Annotated in this window: 18 protein-coding genes; 7 read left to right on the top strand and 11 right to left on the bottom strand. The window is 70.7% G+C overall.

Going from position 1 to position 20,444, the window contains the following annotated elements; translation table 11 throughout:
* Positions 1-167 precede the first annotated feature (167 nt).
* The gene (locus IO36_RS22770; RefSeq protein WP_037622433.1) at positions 168-1,481 is read right to left on the bottom strand and encodes a S53 family peptidase; all 1,314 of its coding nucleotides are present in this window, start codon (positions 1,479-1,481) and stop codon (positions 168-170) included.
* A 326-nt stretch (positions 1,482-1,807) separates the two neighbouring features.
* Positions 1,808-2,068, bottom strand: coding sequence for a DUF397 domain-containing protein (locus IO36_RS22765; RefSeq protein WP_037622431.1), 261 nt, complete (start codon positions 2,066-2,068; stop codon positions 1,808-1,810).
* A gap of 593 nt (positions 2,069-2,661) precedes the next feature.
* Between IO36_RS22765 and IO36_RS22760 the strand changes: the two genes are divergently transcribed.
* From IO36_RS22760 to IO36_RS22750, 3 genes are all read left to right on the top strand, one after another.
* Entirely contained in the window at positions 2,662-3,441 is a 780-nt protein-coding gene (locus IO36_RS22760) for a trypsin-like serine peptidase (RefSeq protein WP_037622430.1), read from the top strand.
* Between the two features lie 107 nt (positions 3,442-3,548).
* Positions 3,549-4,556 (top strand): bifunctional lytic transglycosylase/C40 family peptidase, encoded by a 1,008-nt coding sequence (locus tag IO36_RS22755; RefSeq protein ID WP_037622428.1) that lies wholly within the window; start codon positions 3,549-3,551, stop codon positions 4,554-4,556.
* Between the two features lie 193 nt (positions 4,557-4,749).
* The gene (locus IO36_RS22750; RefSeq protein WP_037622426.1) at positions 4,750-5,451 is read left to right on the top strand and encodes a phosphatase PAP2 family protein; all 702 of its coding nucleotides are present in this window, start codon (positions 4,750-4,752) and stop codon (positions 5,449-5,451) included.
* Positions 5,452-5,609: 158 nt separating this feature from the next.
* Here IO36_RS22750 and IO36_RS22745 read toward each other — a convergent pair whose 3' ends face one another.
* The gene (locus IO36_RS22745; RefSeq protein ID WP_037622423.1) at positions 5,610-7,196 is read right to left on the bottom strand and encodes an FAD-binding oxidoreductase; all 1,587 of its coding nucleotides are present in this window, start codon (positions 7,194-7,196) and stop codon (positions 5,610-5,612) included.
* 936 nt (positions 7,197-8,132) lie between these two features.
* On the opposite strand from IO36_RS22745, the gene IO36_RS22740 reads away from it, so the two are divergent.
* Positions 8,133-8,966, top strand: a complete 834-nt coding sequence (locus tag IO36_RS22740; RefSeq protein WP_037622420.1) for an SCO4651 family lipoprotein — start codon at positions 8,133-8,135, stop codon at positions 8,964-8,966.
* A gap of 133 nt (positions 8,967-9,099) precedes the next feature.
* On the top strand, positions 9,100-9,288 hold the full coding sequence (locus tag IO36_RS22735) for a hypothetical protein (protein WP_037622419.1): 189 nt from the start codon (positions 9,100-9,102) through the stop codon (positions 9,286-9,288).
* 111 nt (positions 9,289-9,399) lie between these two features.
* Here IO36_RS22735 and IO36_RS22730 read toward each other — a convergent pair whose 3' ends face one another.
* Positions 9,400-9,756 carry a metal-sensitive transcriptional regulator gene (locus tag IO36_RS22730; RefSeq protein ID WP_037622417.1) on the bottom strand — a complete coding sequence of 119 codons (357 nt, stop codon included), beginning with the start codon at positions 9,754-9,756 and terminating at the stop codon, positions 9,400-9,402.
* A 237-nt stretch (positions 9,757-9,993) separates the two neighbouring features.
* On the opposite strand from IO36_RS22730, the gene IO36_RS22725 reads away from it, so the two are divergent.
* Positions 9,994-10,614: a DUF47 domain-containing protein gene (locus IO36_RS22725; protein WP_037622416.1), complete on the top strand. Its 621-nt coding sequence runs from the start codon at positions 9,994-9,996 to the stop codon at positions 10,612-10,614.
* Positions 10,615-10,621: 7 nt separating this feature from the next.
* Positions 10,622-11,620 (top strand): inorganic phosphate transporter, encoded by a 999-nt coding sequence (locus IO36_RS22720; protein ID WP_037622413.1) that lies wholly within the window; start codon positions 10,622-10,624, stop codon positions 11,618-11,620.
* Between the two features lie 353 nt (positions 11,621-11,973).
* Here the strand turns inward: IO36_RS22720 and pstB are convergent, their stop codons facing one another.
* The 7 genes from pstB to IO36_RS22685 all read right to left on the bottom strand — a co-directional run bounded on the left by pstB (position 11,974) and on the right by IO36_RS22685 (position 20,272).
* Positions 11,974-12,750 (bottom strand): phosphate ABC transporter ATP-binding protein PstB, encoded by a 777-nt coding sequence (gene pstB, locus IO36_RS22715; RefSeq protein WP_037622412.1) that lies wholly within the window; start codon positions 12,748-12,750, stop codon positions 11,974-11,976.
* A gap of 47 nt (positions 12,751-12,797) precedes the next feature.
* On the bottom strand, positions 12,798-13,856 hold the full coding sequence (pstA, locus tag IO36_RS22710; protein WP_037622410.1) for a phosphate ABC transporter permease PstA: 1,059 nt from the start codon (positions 13,854-13,856) through the stop codon (positions 12,798-12,800).
* Positions 13,853-14,860, bottom strand: a complete 1,008-nt coding sequence (gene pstC, locus IO36_RS22705; protein WP_037622508.1) for a phosphate ABC transporter permease subunit PstC — start codon at positions 14,858-14,860, stop codon at positions 13,853-13,855. Before pstC ends, pstA begins: the two co-directional genes overlap by 4 nt.
* A 100-nt stretch (positions 14,861-14,960) precedes the next feature.
* Positions 14,961-16,091 (bottom strand): phosphate ABC transporter substrate-binding protein PstS, encoded by a 1,131-nt coding sequence (gene pstS, locus IO36_RS22700; RefSeq protein ID WP_209441249.1) that lies wholly within the window; start codon positions 16,089-16,091, stop codon positions 14,961-14,963.
* Positions 16,092-16,576: 485 nt separating this feature from the next.
* Entirely contained in the window at positions 16,577-16,990 is a 414-nt protein-coding gene (locus IO36_RS22695; RefSeq protein WP_037622407.1) for an NUDIX hydrolase, read from the bottom strand.
* A gap of 11 nt (positions 16,991-17,001) precedes the next feature.
* Positions 17,002-18,060 (bottom strand): CHAD domain-containing protein, encoded by a 1,059-nt coding sequence (locus tag IO36_RS22690; RefSeq protein WP_037622406.1) that lies wholly within the window; start codon positions 18,058-18,060, stop codon positions 17,002-17,004.
* Positions 18,041-20,272: an RNA degradosome polyphosphate kinase gene (locus IO36_RS22685; protein WP_037622405.1), complete on the bottom strand. Its 2,232-nt coding sequence runs from the start codon at positions 20,270-20,272 to the stop codon at positions 18,041-18,043. Before IO36_RS22685 ends, IO36_RS22690 begins: the two co-directional genes overlap by 20 nt.
* Positions 20,273-20,444: the final 172 nt, after the last annotated feature.

Below are 20,444 nucleotides of genomic sequence, written 5' to 3'. Positions count from 1 at the left end.
CGGTGTTCCCCGGGTCGCCGGGTCCGCGCGAGGTGGACGTGTCGCGCCGGGGGCCATGGGGCGAGGCGGGGCGGGCAAGCGGAACGGGCCGCGGCTGGTTGCCGCGGCCCGTTCGCCGGGTGGTGCCAGGGAACCCCACGTCTCCCGGCCCGCCCGCACTCCGGAGGTCAGCCGGTGAAGGCGGTGACACCCTCCGGGGTGCCCCATCCGGTCGGGCCGTCGTAGCCCGTCGTCGCGGTGCACAGGTAGCTGGTGCTGCACGTGCCGTTGTTGCCCGAGGTCACGTCGTTGAGCGCCGAGGTGCCGGCCGCCGTGTACGGGAACTTGGCCGGGTAGGAGCCGCTGGAGGGGGTGCCCCCGAGGGCGTAGACGCCGGCGATGATCGGCGCCGAGGCGCTGGTGCCGCCGAACGTGTACCAGCCGGCCGTGATGCCGTACGAGTCGTACACGGCGACACCGGTGGCCGGGTCGGCGACCGCGGCGACGTCGGAGATGGTGCGCTTGGAGCAGCCCGTGTCGGTCTGCCAGCTGGGCTTGGTGTCGTACGAGGAGCAGCCGGAGCCTGTGCCCTCGCTGCTGCTGGTCTTCCAGACCGACTCGGTCCAGCCGCGGGTGGTGGAGGTCGCCTTGGTCAGCGCGGTGCCGCCGACGGCGGTGACGTACTGCGAGGCGGCCGGGTACTCGGCCCCGTAGCCCTCGTCACCCGCGCTCACGGTGATCGCCACGCCGGTGTGCTTGAAGTACGAGGAGTCGTACGAGGTGTCCGAGGACGACTCGGAGCCGCCGTAGCTGTTGGAGACGTACTTGGCGCCCAGGGTGACCGCCTCGTTCACGGCCGTGCCGAGGTTGGCCATCGTGGCGGACTTGGCCTCGACGAGGAGGATGTTGCACTTCGGGCAGATCGCGCTCGCCATGTCGAGGTCGAGGGAGATCTCCTCGGCCCAGCCGCTGTCGCTGGAGGGCAGCGAGGTGGTCGAGCCGGTCTGGCTGACCTTCTTGAAGCAGCCGTTGGCGGTGGTGCACGCGCTCAGGCCGTAGTACGAGCGGTAGGTCGCGAGGTCGGCCTCGGCGTTGGGGTCGTTGTAGGCGTCGACGATGGCGATGGTCTCGCCCGAGCCGGTGGAGGAGGCCGCGGAGGTCAGGCCGTAGGCGGCCTGGAGGTCCGTCGGGCCGAAGCCGGAGGGGGTGGAGGCGGTGGCGGCCTCGGGGCTGACGCCCCTGGCGAAGGCCTTCTCCGCCATGTACTCGGTGACGCCGCCGGTGACCCGCTTGGCGTTGCACGCGGCTACGCCGGGCTTCGTGGGCGTCGCGCACGCCCTGGTCCAGCTGACGTGGGGGGTGACCTTGGCGGTGCCGTGCGCCTGGGCGGTCCCGGCGCCGCCGAGGCCCGCGAGGACGAGAGCGGCCGCGTCGACGGCGGCGGCGCCGGCCCGGCGCCAGGTACCGCGCGCGGAAGGTCTCTGGGGGAGTGAGGTGCGCAACGTACTGCCTCCTGGGAGTGGTTGACAGGGGCGGTGCGGGTGCGTCGCCGGTGCGGTGTCCCCGGCGACGGGCCGGGCGGCCCGCGCATGACCATCCCTTGTTGAGTACGCGACAACAAGGGGCTTATGGAAGCCTTACTTCCGCCTTACTGAACGCGGTGGGCACGTGACCTGCCCATGACATGCGGATGGCGGGAGACTGACGGCCGCTTGACTCAACTCACAGCTTGTTCAGGGGAATTGCACTGGTGGCGGTGGGGCTCCGCGCGGGGCGCCCACTCTCACCTCACGGCCTCAGGGCCTGACGGCCTGACGGCCTCAGGGCCTCACGAGGGGTCTTGGGCGGGGGCCGGGGACAGCTCGTCCTGCAGCCCCTCGACGAAGTGGTCGAACTCGCCCGCCCGGACGCCCAGGACGAACGCGTCCCACTTCCTGCGGGTGGTGGTGACGACGTTCTCCGGGTCGCTCGTCTCGCGGAGGTGGACCAGGTCGTCCGCGCCGAAGGCGATCTCGATCCAGGGACCGGGACCGGTCGCGTCCTCGGGGGCGGCACGCACCCAGTCGAGGCCGGCGGGGAGTTCAGGCACGGGTCCGGTCCTTCCGGTGGTCGGGGCTCTGCGGCAGGGGCGGAGGGCCGCGGGCGCGACGGTGGGCACCGGACCGGGCGGCGGTGGGTGCCGGTCCGGTTGCGCGGATCGCGGGCTTCCGCGGCCACCGTATCCCCGCCCCGGCCCACCGCCCTCCGGCTTCCGGACGATCCGTCCGGATTCCGGCGGGAGGGCTTCGCCGCGGCGGGGGGCGGCGGGAGGGCGGCGCGGGGGACACAGGGCGCGCGGAGGTGCGGGCGGGCGTGGGCGGCTTCGGGTTCCGTCGGGCTCTTGTGATTCCGGTGGGGTGCCGTCCGGGCCGCGGCTTCGGGGCGCCGCGGGGGACGCCGGGAACGGGGGGCGGGCGAGGCGCGGGCGGGTTCCGTCGGGGCTTCGTGATTCCGGCGGGGTGCCCTTTCGTCTGGGGCTGCGGGAGGGGTGCCGGGTGGGGCCGTGGAGGCCACTGGGGCTGCCGGGGGCGCGGGGGTCAGGGGTGCGTTCGGGTGGCGGTGGTCGGGCGGGGTCGGCTTTCACAGGCGATACTCGGACAGGTCCGAGGTTTTTCTCACCCGCTTGCGGCAAGGTGAGGGGCGATGAAGAGCATCCGCATCACCCGTCTCCCGGAGACCCGGCGGCCCGCACTGCTCGGTGCGGCCCTCGTGCTGCTGGCGGTGACGTCTTCGTCCGTCGCCTCGGCCGACGACGGTCCGGGGCCCTTCGGCGTGACCGTCCAGGCCGTCTCGAACAGCCGGACCGTCCGCGTGGGCGCCCTGTTCCACGGGAGCGCGGCGAGCGAGGGCGGCGGCGGCCACTTCTGCACCGCCTCGGTCGTGCACAGCGAGGGACGGGACCTCGTCCTCACCGCCGCCCACTGCCTGGACGCGGAGGGCACGCTGTCCTTCGCGCCCGGCTACCGGGACGGCAAGGCGCCCTACGGCTTCTGGGACGTCCGGAGCGTGTTCCTGCCCGACGGCTGGAAGCAGGACCAGGACGAGGACAGCGACGTCGCCTTCGCCGTCCTCGCGGGCCGGGGCGGCGAGGAGGTCGAGGACGCCGTCGGCGGCGGGAACGCGTTCGCCGCGCACCGCACCACCGGGGCCACCGCCGTCACCGTCACCGGATACCCCGGCTCCCTCGACACCCCCATCACCTGCACCGACAAGCCCACCGCCCACAGCCGTACGCAGCAGCGCGTCGAGTGCCCCGCCTTCGCCGGCGGAACCAGCGGCAGCCCCTGGGTGAACGGGGACGGGGCCGTCGTCGGTGTCATCGGCGGCCACCAACAGGGCGGGGACACCGACGACGTCTCGTACAGCGCCGTGTTCGGCAGCGAGGCCGAGGAGCTGTACCACGTGGCCGCCCTGGCCGGTTAGCGTCCCTCGGGCAGGACACGGCCCCCGCTCCGCGCGCACGACGGCCCTCCCGCGCGGGAGCCCGCCTCTACACTGACGTCGGCGGACTCCCGGTCGGCGAGGGGCGGTTGACGGTGCGTAAGGCCTGGATCGTGGCGACCGTGGCCGTCGGCGCGGCGATGGGCTTCGTGATGCTGCTCGTCGTCGGCGTCTACCTGGTCGCCGGGAACCTCGCGGGCGGCATCGGCGGCGGTGTGGTCGGGCTCGCCAAGGGCGCCGTGCCCGCCGCGTACCAGCCCCTCGTGCAGAAGTGGGGCAATCTCTGCCCCGCCATCAATCCCGCCCTGCTCGCCGCCCAGTTGTATCAGGAGAGCGGATTCAATCCGAACGCCAAGAGCCCGGCGCAGGCCGAGGGGATAGCGCAATTCATTCCGGGGACGTGGGCCACCCACGGCGTCGACGGCGACGGGGACGGCGTCCGTGACGTCTGGAACCCCAATGACGCGATTCCGTCGGCCGCCTCGTACGACTGCGAGCTCGCCGCCTATGTGAAGAACGCTCCCGGAAACGTCACCGACAACATGCTCGCCGCCTACAACGCCGGCGCCTACGCGGTCATCAAGTACGGGGGCGTGCCGCCCTACGCGGAGACCCGGAACTACGTCAAGACGATCACCACCCTCGCCAAGAGCTTCGCGGCCCCCGTCACCCGCGTCGACCCCTCCGAGCAGGCCGCGGCGGCCATCACCTACGCGCAGAAGAAGCTCGGCACGCCCTACCTGTGGGGCGGCAACGGCACCGCTGACCAGGGCGGACGGTTCGACTGCTCGGGTCTGACCAAGGCCTCGTACGAAAGTGTCGGGGTGACCCTGCCGCGCGTGGCCAACGACCAGTACAACGCCGGGCCGCACCCCAAACGGGACGAACTCCTGCCGGGGGACCTGGTGTTCTTCTCCGACGACCTCACCGACTCCCGGGCCATCCGGCACGTGGGCATCTACGTGGGAGGCGGATACATGATCGACGCGCCCAGGCCGGGTGCCGTGATCCGGTTCGACCCCGTCGACACGCCCGACTACTTCGGGGCCACCCGGGTGACCGAGGATGGCGCGAAAGCGCTGCCCACTTCGGTATGAATCCCCCTGCTGATCTGCGGCGATATCTCTCTTCGATAACGTGTGCGTGATCATTCCGTGGAGGGTGGAACGTAATGGAGGGGACCGTGCGTTCCTTTTGACGTAGAGAACTGATCTACAACCACGGGGGTGGGATCGAGCGGCGCGCGAAAGGGCGCGGCCGCGGGAAAGACGACGAAGGGGCCGCAGCGCCATGGCGCAACTCGCCGAATCGGGTTCGAACCCCGACGTCGACCTGCTCTACGACATCAACGGCCTGGCCGAGCACGCTCCGCACTGGGCCGACCGGGTCGTGGAGTTCATCGGCGAGTGGGGTCTGCCGCTCGCGATGGTCCTGCTCGTCGTGTGGTGCTGGGCGACCGTGCGGCGGCGGGGCGGAGCCGACGCGGCCTCGTCCGTGGCCGCCCTCGTCTGGGCCCCGCTCGCGGCCGGCATCGCGCTCCTCGTGAACGTCCCGATAAGGGGCTTCGTGCAGCGCCCGCGCCCCTTCGTGGACCACCAGGGCCTCGACGTCCTCGTGGGCGGCAAGACCGACTTCTCCTTCGTCAGCGACCACGCCACCATCACGATGGCCATGGGCGTCGGACTGTTCGTCGCCAACCGGAAGTTCGGGCTCGCCGGGATCGCCCTCGCGCTGCTCGAAGGGTTCTGCCGGGTCTTCATGGGCGTGCACTACCCGACGGACGTCGTCGGCGGGTTCGCGCTCGGCACGGCCGTCGTCCTGCTGCTGTCCCCGCTCGCCATGGCCCTGCTGACTCCCGTCATGAAGGCCGTGGAGACGGCGCCGCGCGCGGGCCGGCTGATCCGGGCGCGCGGCGCCTCGCCCGCCGGGAGGCAGAGCCTGATCCCGGGGGCGCGGGCCGAGCACACGGAGGAACGGGACCTCGCGGCGTAGGCCTCCGGCCGTTCGCGTTGTGGCGGGGGCGGGTCGGTCGGGTTTTGCGTTGTCGCGGGGTGCGGGCTGCTCGGGCTTTGCGTTGTCGCGGGGTGCGTTGGTTCGTTCGGCTTCGGGTTGTCGACGGGTGGGCGGTTCGTTCGGCTTTGGGCCCGCCGTCAGAGTGCCTGGGGGAACGAGAAGAAGCGGTTCGGGTCGTACTGGTGCTTCAGCGTCGTCAGACGCGTGGCCGCGTCGCCGTAGTACGCCTTGCGCCAGTTCGTCAGCGTCGCGTCGGTGTAGTTCTGGTAGGCCGCGCCCGAGGCGTACCGGGTCATCGCGTTGTGGGCGCCCGTCAGCCAGGACTGGGCGGTCGTGCCCGAGGTGCCCGCCCGCCAGGACACGATGTACTGGGCCAGCATCCGTGAGCGGCGGTGCACGAACGCGGTGGACGTCGGCGCGACCCGGTTGACCGCGCCGCCCAGCGCCGTCAGCGCGATGCTGCCCGCGCCGCCGCGGACCGCGGAGATCTGGCTCAGCAGCGTCTGGATCCCGGCCGCCGATATCGAGCGGTCGAAGAAGTCCGAGCGGGCCGCGTACGTCTCCCGGCCGAGGGCGCCCTGCGGGCTGCGGCCCGGCGTCGAGCCCGGCAGATGGCACTGGGCGTCCGCCGAGAACGACGAGCAGCCCGCGTACACCTCCATCGCGTCCTCGTACGAGCGCCGCTTGAGGGAGACGCTGCGCGCGGGCGAGCCGATCCGGTCCGCCAGCCGGTCCACCGCGTTCTGCAGCTCGCCGTAGGTGCCGAGGGAGAACGCGGCTATGGAGACCGTGGGGGTGCCGCCGGCCGCGCCGGCCAGGTGGCAGGACGACCAGATCTCGTCCGGCTGGGTCGGGCCCCACTCCTGCCAGGCCTTCACCACCGCGGCGGCCTTGGCCCACGGCCACGTCATGTACGCCGAGACGCCCTGCGGTGCGGGGTGGGTCTTGAAGCGGAGCTCCGTGACGACGCCGAAGTTGCCGTTGCCGGCGCCTCGCAGGGCCCAGAACAGGTCCTTGTTCTCCGAGGCGTTCGCGGTCAGCTGCTTGCCGTCGGCGGTGATCAGCGTCGCCTGCGTGAGGCTGTCGCAGGTCAGTCCGTACGCGCGGGACACGACGCCGTGGCCGCCGCCCAGGGTCAGTCCCGAGACGCCCACGGTGGGGCAGGAACCGGCGGGGATGGTGACGCCCTTGGCGGCCAGTGCGCGGTAGACGTCGATCAGCTTGGAGCCGGCGCCGACGACCGCCTCGTTCGCCGAGGCGCGGATCTTGTTCAGCTTGGAGACGTCGATGATCAGACGGCCGTCGCCGGAGGACCAGCCGGCGTAGGAGTGGCCGCCGTTGCGGATCGAGACCTTCACGCCGTGGGCGCGGGCGTAGTCCATGGTCGTGCGGATGTCGTCGGCGTGGGCTACGTAGGCGACGGCGGCGGGCTTCAGGTTGTCGAAGCGGGTGTTGTAGAGCTGGTGGGCGGCGGGCCAGCTGTGGTCGCCGGGGCGGATGAGGGCGCCGTCGAGCTGGTGGCCTAGGGCGATCCAGTTGGCGGCTGCGCGGTCGGCGGTGGTGGCTGTGCGGATGCCGGTGCCGGTGGTGGTGCCTGTGCTGGACGCGGTGCTCGCGGCGTTCGTGCCGGTGGCCTTTCCGTCGGTCTTGCCGCCGGTGCAGGCGGACGTGGCCGCCGTCGCGAGGACGGCGGTGGCTCCGCCGATGAACGAACGCCGTTGCATGTGTGCCTCCCGTGGGTTCCGTGGAACGAGACGGGCCCCATGGCCCTGGGTGGGTCGGGGCCGTGCCGGTGCATCAGCCCGTCGCCGTTGGACGGAGATGTGGACGTTAGTGGCGACGGGCATCGATGTACCGGCACGGCCCCTCGCGCCGGATCCCGGGTGCCGGTGGATCGTGGCTGAGTTCCGGTCCCCGCGCCGAATCCCGGGTGCCGATGAATCGGGGCTGAGGGTCAGCCCCGCACGCCGGATCCCGGCTGCGGGTGCGGTCGTGGGGCCCGGCGGCTAAGCCCAGGCCGAGGAAACTTTCAACCCCGCCGGCCCACCTTTCGGGCGCGTGGTGGATTGGGTGAGACCCATCCCAGGCCCGGGGGCGGAGCCCCAGGGGTGGCCTTCCCCCGGCCGGCCTCTTGGGTAGGGCCGGTTCCCTCCGGCCCGCTTCTCGGGCGCGGGGCCCCTTTCAGCCCTCCGGCGTTTGAGGAGCGGGGTCTGGGGCGGAGCCCCAGGTCAGGGATGGGTAGGGGCGGAGGGGGCGAGAGAAGGCTTGGGCCTCAGGGAGGGGGAGGGGGCTCGGCTCGGGTGGGCTCGTGCCGGGTGGCGCATGCCGCGGCTGAGGCTTGGGTGGCAGGGGTCGGTTGGCCGGGGGACGGGTTAGGTGGGGACCGTCAGGGCGTGGGTTGTGGCGTCTGTTCGGGCCTGGCTTCTGGCGCGGCGCGCCGGGCCCCGCCAGCCGCAGCTGCAACGGGCCAGGCAGAAGCGGCCTTGCTCGACCGTGGTCGTCCGGTGACCGGTGAGAGGGTCGGACTCGTCCAGGTGCTCCACACCCACAACGTTACCCAAGCCCGGTGAACGGATTCCTGCCGCGTGACGGCCGTCCGCACCTGTCGTTAACGGAACGACGGGAAGGCCCGGGACGGACCGGCTGGGGGTCGGTGGACGATGGTGGCGCAGCAGCAGGAACGGGCGGCGGTCCTGGTCGCGTTCGTGGCGGCGGGGCTCATGGTCTGCTGCACCGGGTGCTCGGGCAGCGGTGCGGCCGCGGAGGCCGTCGGCAAGGGGCCCGGCACCGTCGAGACGCTGCGCCGGGCGGTGTCCGAGCTGGAGCGGGCCGGCAGCGCGAAGGCCAGTACGTCCATGGAGATGGCCACCGGCGGGACCCGGGTCACCATCCGCGGGCAGGGCGTGTACGACTTCAGGAAGCAGACGGGGCGGCTGAAGGTGGTGCTGCCGCAGGACCCGGCCGGCGCGGCCGAGCACCGTCCGATCACCGAACTGCTCGCTCCGGGCGCCCTGTTCATGAAGAACCGGGGCGCCGGGGTGCCCGCCGACAAATGGGTGCGGGTGGCGACGGCCGGGCTCACCGACGGCAATCTGGTCACCGGCGGCGCCACCGACCCGTACGCCGCCGCCGAACTGCTGCGCGGCGCCCGGTCGGTGACCTATGTGGGCAGGACCGAGGTCGCCGGGATCCCGGTCCGGCACTACCGCGGGACCGCCGATCTCGGCGCCGCCGCGCGGGGCGCCTCGGCGGGGCAGCGGCCGGCGCTGGCGGCGGCGGCGAAGGGGTTCGCCACCGCAGAGGTGCCCTTCGACGCCTATCTCGACGACCAGGGGCGGCTGCGCAAGGTCCGGCACCGGTTCAGCTTCGTCAACGGACAGCGCAAGGGGACCGTCGACGTCGCCTCGACGCTCCTGCTGTACGACTTCGGCAGCCCCGCCGTCGTACGGCTGCCGAAGTCCTCGGACATCTACGCCGGGAAGATCGCGGAGTAGTGGGTTCCGACGGGATGGGCAAGAGCATCCGGAGCCGTAGCTTCAGAGGAGGGCCGGAAATGGCCCTTCCGTGCCATGCGCGGTGTGTAGGCCGCTCCCTACTCTAGGAAGTCGGTGACGGCAGGAAGAGGTGATGCGCGTGGCTCCGCTCGGCGGTACGGCAGTTCAGGACCACGTGGCCCTCGCCGAGATCGACCTGTGCGGCGAGCTGATCATCGCGGCCTCGGCGGCGCATGAGGACCGCCTCAGTCTGGAGAGCATCGACGCGGTGCTGAAAGTGGCCGAAGAACGCGCTCCTGAGCAGCGGCGCGCGGAGGACTAGTCCTTTTCGGCCCCGTCCCGATGGCCGGGGCGCGCGCGTCGCGGATGTCACATGCGTCGTATCTCTCACGGTTCGCGCACTTCGTGCGGCGTCCGCGGGCCGGCGGGCGGCTCAGGTGCGCAGCAGGCGGCCGATCGCCTTCGTGGCTTCCTCGACCTTGGCGTCGATCTCGTCGCCGCCCTTGAGCGCCGCGTCGGCCACGCAGTGGCGCAGGTGCTCCTCCAGGAGCTGGAGGGCGAAGGACTGGAGGGCCTTGGTGGAGGCGGACACCTGGGTGAGTATGTCGATGCAGTAGACGTCCTCGTCGACCATCCGCTGCAGGCCGCGGACCTGGCCCTCGATGCGGCGCAGCCGCTTCAGGTGCTCGTCCTTCTGCTGGTGGTAGCCGTGGATGCCGCGGTCGTGGTCGGTGACGACCTCGTGTGCGTCGCCGGAGGGCGCCGTCTCGCCGGCCTCGGTGGTCGTCATCGCGTCCTCCTGCTGGATCCGATCGGCGATCCTGTCTGAAACGCCACTTACATATACCCCTGGTGGGTATATCGTACCGAACTTTGCTGGGTAAGGAGTCCTTGCCCGGCGCCGGTTCCGGACCCCGTGCCGATCACTGTGCTTGATGGGCGACACTGGGTGGCGGCCCGTTAGCCGTGGCCGGATGATGCGCCTAGCATCAGCCTGACCGAACCGAAGCACCCCGAGGACCCCAACGTGCGCTTTCGTCTGACCCCCAGGGAGACGAGCTTCTACGACATGTTCTCCGCGTCCGCGGACAACATCGTCACGGGCTCGAAGCTCCTGATGGAACTGCTCGGGGCGGACGCTTCCGCTCGGGCCGAGATCGCAGAGCGTATGCGGGCCGCGGAACACGCCGGTGACGACGCGACACACGCGATCTTCCATCAGCTGAACTCCTCCTTCATCACGCCCTTCGACCGCGAGGACATCTACAACCTCGCCTCGTCCCTCGACGACATCATGGACTTCATGGAGGAGGCCGTCGATCTCGTCGTCCTCTACAACGTCGAGGAACTCCCCAAGGGCGTCGAGCAGCAGATCGAGGTCCTGGCGCGGGCGGCGGAGCTCACCGCCGAGGCCATGCCCAACCTGCGGACGATGGACAACCTCACGGAGTACTGGATCGAGGTCAACCGTCTGGAGAACCAGGCCGACCAGATCCACCGCAAGCTGCTGGCCCACCTCTTCAACGGCAAGTACGACGCCATCGAGGTGCTGAAGCTCAAGCAGATCGTGGACGTGCTGGAGGAAGCGGCCGACGCGTTCGAGCACGTGGCGAACACGGTGGAGACCATCGCCGTCAAGGAGTCCTGACCCGTTCATGGACACCTTTGCTTTGATCGTGACCATCGGGGTCGCGCTCGGATTCACGTACACGAACGGCTTCCACGACTCGGCGAACGCCATCGCCACCTCCGTGTCCACGCGTGCCCTGACGCCTCGCGCGGCGCTCGCCATGGCCGCGGTGATGAACCTCGCCGGCGCGTTCCTCGGCAGCGGGGTCGCCAAGACCGTCAGTGAGGGGCTGATCCAGACGCCCGAGGGCTCGAAGGGGATGGGCATCCTCTTCGCGGCACTCGTCGGCGCGATCACCTGGAACCTGATCACCTGGTACTTCGGACTGCCCTCCTCTTCCTCGCACGCCCTGTTCGGCGGCATGGTCGGAGCGGCGCTGGCCGGCGGTACGACGGTCTACTGGAGCGGTCTGGTCGACAAGGTCATCATCCCGATGTTCCTGTCGCCGGTCGTCGGTCTGCTCGTCGGCTATCTCGTGATGGCCCTGATCATGTGGCTGTTCCGGCGGTCCAACCCGCACAAGACCAAGCGCGGTTTCCGTATCGCGCAGACGGTGTCGGCGGCCGGCATGGCGCTCGGTCACGGTCTCCAGGACGCCCAGAAGACGATGGGTGTCGTGGTGATGGCGCTGGTCATCGCCGGCGAGCAGAGCGCGAACGACCCGATCCCGGTCTGGGTGAAGATCGTCTGCGCGACGATGCTGTCGCTGGGTACGTACGCGGGTGGCTGGCGCATCATGCGCACGCTCGGACGGAAGATCATCGAGCTCGATCCGCCGCAGGGGTTCGCGGCGGAGACGACCGGTGCGTCGATCATGTTCGCCACCGCCTACCTCTTCAAGGCGCCCATCTCCACGACCCATGTCATCACCTCGGCGATCATGGGTGTCGGGGCCACGAAGCGGGTGAACGCCGTGCGGTGGGGTGTCGCCAAGAACATCGTCCTCGGCTGGTTCATCACCATGCCGGCGGCGGCGATCGTGGCTGCCGCCAGCTTCTGGGTCGTGAACCTGGCGTTCCTGTAGGAGTACGAGTACGAGCGCTGCCGGTGTCCGGCGGTGTGCGGGGCCGGTCCTTCGGGGCCGGCCCCCTTCGTTTGCCGTCCCGGGTGACATGGCCGGCGGCCATCCGTGCGCCGTCGCCATCTGTGCCCGGGGACCGGCCCGGCCCCCGGGGTTCCACCAGCCCCTGGGGGCTCCGCCCCCAGACCCCCGGTTTCCCGCCCGCCCACCCGTCTCGGTCCGCTGAGAAGGCACCGCGGGGAACGCGCCGCAGGGAACGCGAACGGGCCCGCCCCCGGGAGCCAGGGGCGGGCCCTTCTCGTCCTCGCGGTGGCACCGCCATGCAGCACCGCGAGGGGTTTTCGGAGGCGGTCCGGTCAGCCGAAGCGGCCCGAGATGTAGTCCTCCGTGGCCTGGACGGACGGGTTGGAGAAGATCCGCTCCGTGTCGTCGATCTCGATCAGGCGGCCGGGCTGGCCCACCGCGGAGAGGTTGAAGAACGCGGTGCGGTCGGAGACGCGGGCCGCCTGCTGCATGTTGTGCGTCACGATGACGATCGTGAAGCGCTCCTTCAGCTCACCGATCAGGTCCTCGATGGCGAGGGTGGAGATCGGGTCCAGGGCCGAGCAGGGCTCGTCCATGAGCAGGACCTGCGGCTCGACCGCGATGGCCCGCGCGATGCACAGACGCTGCTGCTGACCGCCGGACAGGCCCGAGCCGGGCTTGTTCAGCCGGTCCTTGACCTCGTTCCAGAGGTTCGCGCCCTTGAGGGAGCGCTCCACGATGTCGCCGAGCTCGGACTTCTTGTAGTTGCCGTTCAGCTTCAGGCCCGCCGCCACGTTGTCGAAGATCGACATGGTGGGGAACGGGTTGGGGCGCTGGAAGACCATGCCGATGGTGCGGCGCACGGCCACGGGGTCTATGCCGTTGCCGTACAGGTCCTCGTCGTCGAGGAGCACCTTGCCCTCGACGCGGCCGCCGGGGGTGACCTCGTGCATCCGGTTCAGGGTGCGCAGGAAGGTCGACTTGCCGCAGCCGGACGGGCCGATGAACGCCGTCACGGAGCGGGGCTCCACCGTCATGGAGATGTCTTCGATCGCCTTGTGGGCGCCGTAGTAGGCGGTCAGACCGCTTACGTCGATTCGCTTGGCCATGTCAGTCACTGCTTCTTTCGGAAGGATCGGGTCGCTGATCGGCCGCGTCAGCGGCCCGTCTTGGGCGCCTTCCAGCGCGCGATGGCGCGGGCACCCATGTTGAGGATCATGACGAACAGGATGAGGGCGAGCGCGGCGGCCCAGGCCCTGTCGGTGGACGCCGGGGTTCCCGCCGCGTACTGCCGGTAGATGTAGAGCGGCAGCGAGGCCTGCGGGCCGCTGAACGGGTTGTTGTTGATGAAGTTCGTACCCCACACCAACAGCAGCACGGGAGCGGTCTCACCGGTGATGCGCGCGACCGCGAGCATCACACCCGTGGTGATGCCGCCGATGGACGTCGGCAGGACCACCTTGAGAATGGTGCGCCACTTCGGGATGCCGAGGGCCAGGGAGGCCTCGCGCAGCTCGTTCGGGACGAGCTTGAGCATCTCCTCGGTGGAGCGGACCACCACGGGCATCATCAGGATCGCCAGGGCCATCGCGCCGGCGAAGCCGGAGTAGCCCATGCCCATGATCAGGATCCAGAAGCTGAGGACGAACAGACCGGCGACGATCGACGGGATGCCCGTCATGACGTCGACGAAGAAGGTGACCGCCCGGGCGAGCTTGCCCCGGCCGTACTCGACGAGGTAGATCGCGGTCAGCACACCGACCGGCACGGCGATGAGCGAGGCGATGCCGACCTGCTCCAGGGTGCCGATGAGCGCGTGGTAGATGCCGCCACCGGTCTCGGTGTCGGCGACCACGCCCATGGAGTGGCTCAGGAAGTAGACGTCGAAGACCTTCGCACCGCGCTTGAGGGTCTCCCAGATCAGGGAGACCAGCGGGACGACGGCGACGATGAAGCAGACCCAGACCATGCTGGTGGCGACGCGGTCCTTGGCCTGGCGGCGGCCCTCGACGCGGGCGGCGAACCCGTACGTACCGAGGACGAAGACGATCGCGGCGATCAGGCCCCACTGGACCTTGCTGTCCAGGCCGGCGGCGAGGGAGATGCCCAGGCCGGCCACGACGGATCCCGCCGCGATGGCCCAGGGGGACCACTTCGGGAGGCTGCCGCCGCGCAGGGTGCTGGCGTGCTTGCGGGTGACGGGTGCGTTGCTCATGCGTTGGCCCCCGAGTACTCCTTGCGGCGGTTGATGATGAAGCGCGCCGCGCCGTTCACCAGCAGGGTGATCACGAACAGGACGAGACCCGAGGCGATCAGGGCGTCCTGGCCGAACACGGTGGCCTCGTTGAACTTGGCCGCGATGTTCTGCGCGAAGGTGCCGCCGCCCGGGTCGAGCAGGCTGGCCTGGATGTCGAAGGTCGGGGAGAGCACGGTGGCGACGGCCATCGTCTCGCCCAGCGCGCGGCCGAGGCCGAGCATCGAGGCGGAGATCACGCCGGAGCGGCCGAAGGGCAGCACCGACATGCGGATGACCTCCCAGCGCGTGGCGCCGAGGGCCAGGGCTGCTTCCTGGTGCATCTGGGGGGCCTGGCGGAAGACCTCGCGGCTCACGTTGGTGATGATCGGCAGGATCATGATCGCGAGCAGGATGCCGACGGTGAGCATGGAGCGGGGCGCGCCGCCCTGCCAGCTGAAGATGCCGGTCCAGCCGAGGTAGGTGTCGAGCCAGCCGAACAGTCCGTTCAGGTGCGGCACGAGGACGATGGCGCCCCAGAGGCCGTACACGATGGAGGGGACGGCGGCGAGCAGGTCGATCACGTACGCGATGGGTCCGCCGAGCTTGCGCGGCGCGTAGTGCGTGATGAACAGGGCGATGCCGACCGCGACCGGGACCGCGAGGGCCATGGCGATGATCGCGGAGACCACCGTGCCGAAGGCCAGCACCGCGATGCCGAAGACCGGCGGTACGAGGCCGGTGTTCCACTCGAAGGTGGTGAGGAAGTTGCCCTCGTTCTTGCTGAGCGCGAGGGAGGCGCGGTAGGTGAGGAAGACCGCGATGGCGGCCATGATCACCAGGAGGAGGATGCCGGAACCGCGGGAGAGCGCGAGGAAGACGCGGTCTCCGGGGCGGGTGGCTCCACGGGCGGCCCGCTTGCGCGAGGCGCTCGAAGATCGTGGGGTGGGCGGCGGAGCTTGCGTGCTCTGTGTCGATATGTCCATCATGAGTCTCCGGTCTGCGGAGCCGGATCGAGTGGCGGCTCCAGGCGGCGGTGCACCGGACGGTGCGGCCCGCCTCGGCGAGGCGGGCCGCACACTCGGGTCAGCTCAGGTTCGAGATGGTGGAACGAACCTTGGTGATGATCTCGGCGGGGATCGGCGCGTACTTGGCGGCGGTGAGCTGCGCCTGGCCGTCCTCGCTCGCGATGTAGGTGAGGAAGGACTTGGTGGCGGCCAGGGTGTCGGCCTTGTTGCCCTTCTCGCAGAGGATCTCGTAGGTGACGAGGGTGAGCGGGTACGCGCCCTCGGCGGTCGGCTTGTAGTTCATCTCCAGGGCCAGGTCGTTGCCCGTGCCGACGACCTTCGCGGCGGAGATGGCCTTGGTGGCGTTCTCGACGGTGGCGGCGGCCGGGGTGGCGGCGCCCGTCTTGAGGGAGGCGGCCTTGATGCTGCCGCTGGCGTAGGAGAGCTCGAAGTACGAGATCGCGCCGGGGGTCTGGTTCACCTGCTGGGCGAGACCGGCGGAACCCTGGGCGGACTGGCCGCCCTTGGCCTGCCAGGCCTTGCCGCCGGAGTAGTTCCAGTCGGACGGGGCGACGGCCTTCAGGTACTTGGTGAAGTTGTCCGTCGTGCCGGACTCGTCCGAGCGGTGGAACGCCTGGATCTTGGTGGACGGGAGCTTCGCGTCGGGGTTCAGGGCCGTGATGGCCTTGTCGTCCCACTTCGTGATCTTGCCGTCGAAGATCTTGGCCAGCGTGGAGGCGTCCAGGACGAGGTTGTCGACACCGTCGAGGTTGTAGCCGATCGCGATGGGGCCGCCGACCATGGGCAGGTCGATCGCGTTGTTGCCGCCGCAGACCTTCTTGGCGGCCGTGGCCTCTTCGGGCTTGAGCGGCGAGTCCGAACCGGCGAACGCGGTCTGGCCCTGGGTGAACGCGGTGACGCCGGCGCCCGAACCGGTCGGGTTGTAGTTGATCTGGACGTCCTTGCAGGCGGCCGTGAAGGCCTTGACCCAGGCGTCGATGGCGTTCTTCTGCGCGGAGGAGCCGGAGGCCTGCAGCTGGCCCTTGGCGTTGTCACACTTGATGGCGCTGTTGTTGCTGGCCGAGGCCGAGCTGCCGCCACCGCTGCTGTTGCCGGTGTCGTCAGAACCGCACGCCGTGAGGGCCAGGGCGCCGGAGACGGCGAGAGCACCGAGGGTAAGGGCCCGCCGGTTCATGCGCTGAAGCTTCACTTCGGGAGTTCCTTCCAGGAGCCGCCGTCAGGTGGCGGCGTGCGTGTCTGTGTACTGCGGTCCGTAGCGAGGTGAAGGGTTCGCCCGGAGGCGTCCTTCGCACCGCGTAAGGCCGAAATTAAGCAGATCAAGTGAAGGCGCCGAAGGCCGTAAGTGAACGGAGGGTGAACCCCTGACGGCGGTGCGGTGAGGTCACGGAACGCTCACGTCGAGGACACGGAAATGTCCCGGCCGAGGGGGCCGGAAGGGAAACTCCAGGTAATCGAACGGGTGTGGCGGCGGCGCGGGCTGCCCATCTTCCCGTCATAGCTCATTCGCCCCGATTTCCTCATGAGCAACAGCGAAGGGCCCGCCGACTACGGTGCGTGGCCGCCGTCGGCTGCCCGGGCGCGATTGCCCGCCCCGGCCGTCCGGGCGCGTTCTCGCGCATGCCGGGGCGTCGCGCCGGATGCCGGGAGCGACGCCCTTCACTCCAGGGGAACACGTCAGGCCAGACGCAGCGCGTCCAGCAGCGCGTCGACCAGATCGCGGTCGCGGGGCTGGGTCAGACGGTGGCGCGCGGCGGTGGGGGAGAGCCAGAGCACGCGGTCGACCTCGTCGTTCGGGGCGAAGCGGCCGTCGGACGCCTCGGCGGCCCAGTAGCGGACCTCCTTGGGGCGTCCGCCGACGGCATAGCGGAGCGTGGGGAGGACGGCACCCGGCACCGCGTCGTACCCCGTCTCCTCCTCGACCTCGCGCAGCGCGCCGGTCAGGAACTCCTCGCCGCGTTTGAGCTTGCCCTTCGGGTGCGACCAGTCGTCGTACTTGGGCCGGTGCACGAGACAGATCTCCAGCGCGGAGTCGACCGGGGAGCGGCGCCACAGGACACAGCCCGCCGCTTGGATGGTGTCGTCGGCCATGGGGGCCTCCCTCAGGGGGTGGGTACGGCTTCCTTCTGCCAGGACTGCTGGAAGGCGAACCGGGCCGCCTCCACCTCGTGGCGCTGGTCGGCGTGCAGTACCCCGAGCGCGTACGCCGTCGCCGGCGCGATGCGCGGGGTGCGGGCCGCGGCCGCGGCCGCGGAGGCCGCCTCCGCCGCGTCCCGGTGCCGGTTGAGCGCCGTGCCCGCGCCGAGCAGCCGCGGGTCGACCGGGCACTCGCCCCGGTTCAGCACCTCGTGGGCGTAGCGGTGCAGCCGCAGCAGCAGCCGGACCTGGTGCCAGGGCGCGTCCTGCGGCTGGGGGGCGGTGTCGGCGGAGAGGCCGTGCACGAGGGCTTCCGCGTTGTAGGGCCGGCCGGCGACGACCAGCGGCAGCGCGGTGACGGCGTCGGCCAGCCGGTCCTGGGCGGCGGCGGCCAGCGGACGCAGATCGGTGCTGTCCGCGGCCGGGGCCAGCGGAACCTCGCTGGCCAGGACGGCGACGCTGTCGGCGACCGCGTGGAAGCGGGAGGAGCCGAGTGCCTGGAGGGCCGCCGAGTGGGCGCGGGTGCGGGCGAGCGTCAGCTGGCGGTCGAGGAGCGCGCCCGCCTTCGCGGCGCCGACGGTGAGGCTGCCGGTCTTGGATGCGGGCGCCGGGGTCCGCCCGGTCTGGCCGGGCAGGGCGGCCGTGCCCGACAGCCGGTTCAGCGCGCCGATCAGCCGTTCCAGGCGGGCGGCGTAGGCGTGTTCGCGGGCCAGGGTGCCCGAGAGCCAGGCCAGTTCGGGGCGCATCCCCTCCGACCACTCCGCGTCCAGGAGCGGCCGGAAGGTGTGCAGGCTGCCGCTGATGCGGCGGGCGGAGTGGCGCAGCGAGCGCGCCGCGTCGCCGGACTCCCCTGCCCCGTTCGCCGCGCCACCGGTTTCCCGGTGCTGGCGCAGCGAACGGAGGAATTCCGTGGCCTGGGCCCGCAGATAGACCGCGAGGGCGTCACCGGTCGGGGCATCTCCCTTGTCGAAGGGGGCCGTCGCGGCCACGGAACCGGTGGGGGGATCAAGGTGCTGCTGTGCCACGCCGGCGCCTCCGGGCGTCTATGAGCATCTCCTGGACGTTCCGCAGGGGTTGTCCCTCCGCGTCGGTCGCGTGGCGGATCCACTCGCCGTCGGGGCCGAGGTGCCAGGAGGCCGTGGTGTCGGACATGCCGGTCTCCAGCAGCCGGTTGAGGGCTGCGCGGTGAGCCGGGTCGGTGACCCTGACCAGGGCCTCGATCCGCCGGTCGAGGTTGCGGTGCATCATGTCGGCGCTGCCGATCCACACCTCGGGCTCGCCTCCGTTGCCGAAGGTGAAGACCCGGGAGTGCTCCAGGAAGCGGCCGAGGACGGAGCGGACCCGTATGTTCTCGGACAGGCCCGTGACGCCGGGGCGGACGGCGCATATCCCGCGCACCCACACGTCGACCGGCACACCGGCCTGGGAGGCGCGGTACAGCGAGTCGATGAGCGCCTCGTCCACCATCGAGTTGACCTTGATGCGGACGAAGGCGGGGCGCCCGGCCTTGTGGTGCTGGACTTCCTTGTTGATGCGTGCGATGAGTCCGTCGCGCAGGGACTTGGGCGCGACGAGCAGACGGCGGTAGGTCTCGCGGCGCGAGTACCCGGAGAGCCGGTTGAAGAGGTCGGAGAGGTCCGCGCCGACCTGGGGGTCGGCGGTGAGCAGTCCGAGGTCCTCGTACAGCCGGGCGGTCTTCGGGTGGTAGTTGCCGGTGCCGACGTGGGAGTAGCGGCGCAGGGTGTCGCCCTCCTGCCGGACCACGAGCGACAGCTTGCAGTGGGTCTTGAGCCCGACGAGGCCGTACACGACGTGGCAGCCGGCCTCCTCCAGCTTGCGGGCCCACTTGATGTTCGCCTGCTCGTCGAAGCGGGCCTTGATCTCGACCAGGACGAGGACCTGCTTGCCGGACTCGGCGGCGTCTATCAGGGCGTCCACGATCGGGGAGTCGCCGGAGGTGCGGTAGAGCGTCTGCTTGATGGCGAGGACGTCCGGGTCGGCGGCGGCCTGCTCGAGGAAGGCCTGCACCGAGGTGGAGAACGAGTCGTAGGGGTGGTGCAGCAGGACGTCGCGCTCGCGCAGGGCGGCGAAGATGTCCGGCGGGGACGCCGACTCGACCTCCGCGAGGTCGCGGTGGGTGCCGGCGATGAACTTGGGGTACTTCAGCTCGGGCCGGTCGAGGGAGCCGATGCCGAAGAGGCCCGTGAGGTCCAGGGGGCCGGGCAGCGGGTACACCTCGGCCTCGGAGATCTTCAGCTCGCGCACGAGCAGGTCGAGGACGTAGCGGTCGATGGACTCCTCGACCTCCAGGCGCACCGGCGGGCCGAAGCGGCGCCGCATGAGCTCCTTCTCCAGGGCCTGCAGGAGGTTCTCGGCGTCGTCCTCCTCGACCTCCAGGTCCTCGTTGCGGGTGAGCCGGAAGGTGTGGTGCTCGAGCACCTCCATGCCGGGGAAGAGTTCCTCCAGGTGGGCCGCTATGACGTCCTCGATGGGGACGTAGCGGTTCGGGGAGGCCTCAAGGAAGCGGGAGAGCAGCGGCGGGACCTTGACGCGCGCGAAGTGGCGGTGGCCGCTGACCGGGTTGCGGACGACGACGGCCAGGTTCAGGGACAGGCCCGAGATGTACGGGAAGGGGTGCGCGGGGTCGACCGCCAGCGGGGTCAGGACCGGGAAGATCTGGTGCCGGAAGAGGGTGAACAGGCGGGCCTGCTCCTTCTCGGTCAGTTCGCTCCAGCGGACCAGGTGGACGCCCTCCTCCGCGAGCGCGGGGGCGACGTCCTCCTGGTAGCAGGCCGCGTGCCGGGCCATGAGCTCCCGGGAGCGGGCCCAGATCATCTCCAGGACCTCGCGGGGCTGGAGGCCCGAGGCGGACTTGGTGGCCACGCCGGTGGCGATGCGGCGCTTGAGGCCGGCCACCCGGACCATGAAGAACTCGTCCAGGTTGCTGGCGAAGATCGCCAGGAAGTTGGCGCGCTCCAGGAGGGGCGTGTTCGGGTCCTCGGCGAGTTCCAGAACGCGCTCGTTGAACGCCAGCCAGCTGCGCTCGCGGTCCAGGAAGCGGCCCTGCGGCAGCATGACCCCGTCCTGCCCTGCGTCCTCGTATTCGTCGAGGTCGGCGTCGAGGTCGGGCTCCAGATCGGAGACGTTCGCCGCGACCGTGTGCGGACGGTGGGCGGCGATGGAGCCGACGGAGGGCTGCGGGTGCTGCACGGGTGCCTGGGCGCTTCGCTGGTTCATGGACCCATTCTTCCGTGCCGAAGGCGAGACCGGCGCGTCGGAGAGGGCGGGTACCAGGGCGTTGATGCGGAAGTTCCCGTTCCGCTCGGCTGGCGTACGCTGCCTCCGCGGGGACGGCGCGGACTCGTTCTCCGGCGGGGGAGAAGGCTCGGGTACGGCGGGCTGCATTTCC

This window comes from Streptomyces aureus, from assembly GCF_000725495.1.
Lineage (GTDB): Bacteria > Actinomycetota > Actinomycetes > Streptomycetales > Streptomycetaceae > Streptomyces > Streptomyces aureus_B.
The sequence above is the reverse complement of the archived record's forward strand: the minus strand, read 5'-3'. Positions and strand labels throughout refer to the sequence as shown.

Bases quoted from the DNA above. Each gene is read 5' to 3' on its own strand.
- pstB (WP_037622412.1), bottom strand. From the start codon at position 12,750: ATGGCCAAGCGAATCGACGTAAGCGGTCTGACCGCCTACTACGGCGCC.
- IO36_RS22685 (WP_037622405.1), bottom strand. From the start codon at position 20,272: ATGAACCAGCGAAGCGCCCAGGCACCCGTGCAGCACCCGCAGCCCTCC.
- IO36_RS22695 (WP_037622407.1), bottom strand. From the start codon at position 16,990: ATGGCCGACGACACCATCCAAGCGGCGGGCTGTGTCCTGTGGCGCCGC.
- pstC (WP_037622508.1), bottom strand. From the start codon at position 14,860: ATGGACATATCGACACAGAGCACGCAAGCTCCGCCGCCCACCCCACGA.
- pstA (WP_037622410.1), bottom strand. From the start codon at position 13,856: ATGAGCAACGCACCCGTCACCCGCAAGCACGCCAGCACCCTGCGCGGC.
- IO36_RS22750 (WP_037622426.1), top strand. From the start codon at position 4,750: ATGGCGCAACTCGCCGAATCGGGTTCGAACCCCGACGTCGACCTGCTC.
- IO36_RS22730 (WP_037622417.1), bottom strand. From the start codon at position 9,756: ATGACGACCACCGAGGCCGGCGAGACGGCGCCCTCCGGCGACGCACAC.
- IO36_RS22740 (WP_037622420.1), top strand. From the start codon at position 8,133: ATGGTGGCGCAGCAGCAGGAACGGGCGGCGGTCCTGGTCGCGTTCGTG.
- IO36_RS22735 (WP_037622419.1), top strand. From the start codon at position 9,100: ATGCGCGTGGCTCCGCTCGGCGGTACGGCAGTTCAGGACCACGTGGCC.
- IO36_RS22720 (WP_037622413.1), top strand. From the start codon at position 10,622: ATGGACACCTTTGCTTTGATCGTGACCATCGGGGTCGCGCTCGGATTC.
- IO36_RS22760 (WP_037622430.1), top strand. From the start codon at position 2,662: ATGAAGAGCATCCGCATCACCCGTCTCCCGGAGACCCGGCGGCCCGCA.
- IO36_RS22745 (WP_037622423.1), bottom strand. From the start codon at position 7,196: ATGCAACGGCGTTCGTTCATCGGCGGAGCCACCGCCGTCCTCGCGACG.